1 protein-coding gene is annotated in these 2,597 nt (G+C 35.3%); it reads left to right on the top strand.

Going from position 1 to position 2,597, the window contains the following annotated elements:
• Nucleotides 1-460 precede the first annotated feature (460 nt).
• A partial coding sequence (locus tag Q3C19_RS18040) for a DNA/RNA helicase domain-containing protein (RefSeq protein ID WP_302731215.1) occupies nucleotides 461-2,597 on the top strand: 2,137 nt, incomplete at its 3' end.

Genomic DNA, 2,597 nt, shown 5'->3' with positions numbered 1-2,597 from the left:
GATATAAATTTTGTCAATGACAGACAACTTTCTTTTTTTTGATTTTATATCGAACTCACGTTTATTATTTTTTATAGACCTGTGTGACTTGTTTTATGGTGACAACAAGGATTTTTTTGCGTACAATTCCGCAGCTTAATATTTTATGCAAACACGGATATTGGATGGAAAAGTAAAATATCTGTTTCTCCTTTCCCGTTGGTTAAGGACAAATTACTTGAAGGTATGATCAATGCATGCTGGTTGAGAACAGAAAATATTTAAAAAACCGATGCGCCGATTCTTAAACTCAATCCTTATACGAATGTAGATATGCTTGTTGGAAGACTGATGAGTAAAGAGACGGTAAATTATGGTGCTACATATATCTAAACTTCTGATTATCTAAATAATAGATATATTTATTATTTTTGCAATTCGAATACTTTAATAAACTCAAATCAATACCGTTAAGATCATTATGATACGTTGCCTATTTCATTCTACTATTCAGGATTTCTGTAAGATGTCTCCAAAGGCACTATTAGGAACATTTTTCAGCAATTATCATGGTTGTTCTATTACAACCACAAATGAAGCATGGTTAAGTGAGATAGAAATTATGCAGAATGTTTTGTTGTTGTGGAGAGATGAAAATGGGCATGTGATATTTGAGTATGATATTCCTAGATTAGGAAAACGAATTGATGTAGTTCTTTTACTTAGAGGATTGATCTTTTGTATTGAATTTAAGATTGGAGAAAGGAATGTACTTCAATCTAACGTCGAACAGGTTTTAGACTATGCTTTGGATTTGAAAAACTTTCATCTATTGAGTCAGAATAGAACCATTGTTCCTATTTTAGTTCCAACTAAATTAGATACAAGTTCGAATGTTTTTGTTTCTTCAGTCTATGATGATTCTATATACAACCCATTAGTAACAGGCATTACTGGATTACAACAACTTATTTCAAATGTTTTTATACATTCAGGTGCGCTGAATGAAGATCCAAGTCTAGGTGCTGATTGGATTATAAGCCCCTATTCTCCAACGCCAACTATTATTGAAGCTGCTAAGAAACTTTACGAAAACCATAGCGTAGAAGATATTACAAGACATGAAGCAGACAAAGTATCAACAGATAAGACAATAGAGTATATACTCGGTGTAATCAGGAAAAGTCGGAATAATAGACAAAAAAGTATTTGCTTTGTTACTGGTGTGCCTGGTGCGGGGAAAACTCTTGTTGGTTTGGATGTGGCAGTAAAGCAATCCTATCAGGATGGAAATGAATTTATAGAAGATGAGGGAGCTGTCTATCTATCTGGTAACGGTCCATTAGTTGCTGTCCTTACAGAGGCATTGGCTATCGATAATCAAAGAAAGTGTAGAGAACGTGGCGAAAGAAAAAATCTCTCTGATTCAAGGAGAGAAGTGAGTAAGTTCATACAAATTATACATCGATATAGAGATAATATGTTGGCTAAAATAAAGAATCCTATTCGCAATGGGATTCTTGAAATTGATCCTGAGAAAGCAATAAAACTTTCTAAAGCCGGTTATGGAGAAGTTGAGCATGTTGCCATTTTTGATGAAGCACAACGTTCATGGACGCATAAGAGACTCTCTGATTATCTTAAACGAGGCGGGACTTATGGCAACAAACTAAAAATAAAGGATTTTCCACTTTCTGAAGCCGCTTTCTTAATCTGGTCGCTCGATCAAAGAGAAGATTGGGCAACAATAATATGTTTAATAGGTGGTGGTCAGGAAATTAATACTGGAGAAGCAGGAATCTCAGAATGGATAAAGGCTCTTAATGAGAGATTTTCACATTGGAAGATATATATATCCGATAAGCTTACCGAAAAGGAATATGCTGATGGTAGGGTTAATGAGTTATTAGCTAACAATGATAAAGTTACATATTCATCAAATCTCCATCTTGGTGTTAGTCTTCGTTCGTTTAGAGCAGAAAACCTTTCTGCTTTTGTGCATTCTTTACTTTCATTCAATCCTGATGCTTCAATGTGGTATGAGAAAATTAGAAAACATTACCCAATTGTATTAACGAGAGACATGGACAAAGCTAGGGCTTGGTTGCGTAGTAAAACAAGAGGTTCGCAAAAAGCTGGCGTACTTGTCAGCAAAGCTGCAGCGCGTTTTAAACCATTGGCTATTCATATACTTGAGCAAGGAGATGAAAATGCTGTTCATTGGTTTTTGGAGGATAGGGATGATGTTCGTTCATCAAACTATCTCGAAGATGCGGCAACAGAAATTCAAGTTCAAGGATTGGAATTGGATTATACTTGTGTTTTATGGGATGCTGATGTGAGATGTGATAATATGAAATGGAAGTTTTACAATTTCAATGGAAAGACTGCTTGGCGTGAAGAAACAGGGAAAACAGAAAGTAGCCTTGAACGAAGAAAGTATATGTTGAATGCTTACCGGGTGTTACTAACACGTGCTCGTATTGGTATGGTTATTTGTGTTCCGGAGGGTAACCATAATTATATCTCTAGCGGATTTCCTGAAGACGCGACAAGACTTCCTGAGTTTTATGACGGCACATATAAATATTTTAGATCCATAGGTCTGGAAGAAATAT

This window comes from Bacteroides sp. ET489 (genome assembly GCF_030518095.1).
GTDB lineage: Bacteria > Bacteroidota > Bacteroidia > Bacteroidales > Bacteroidaceae > Bacteroides > Bacteroides ndongoniae.
This window is presented reverse-complemented; position numbering and strand designations above follow the sequence as displayed.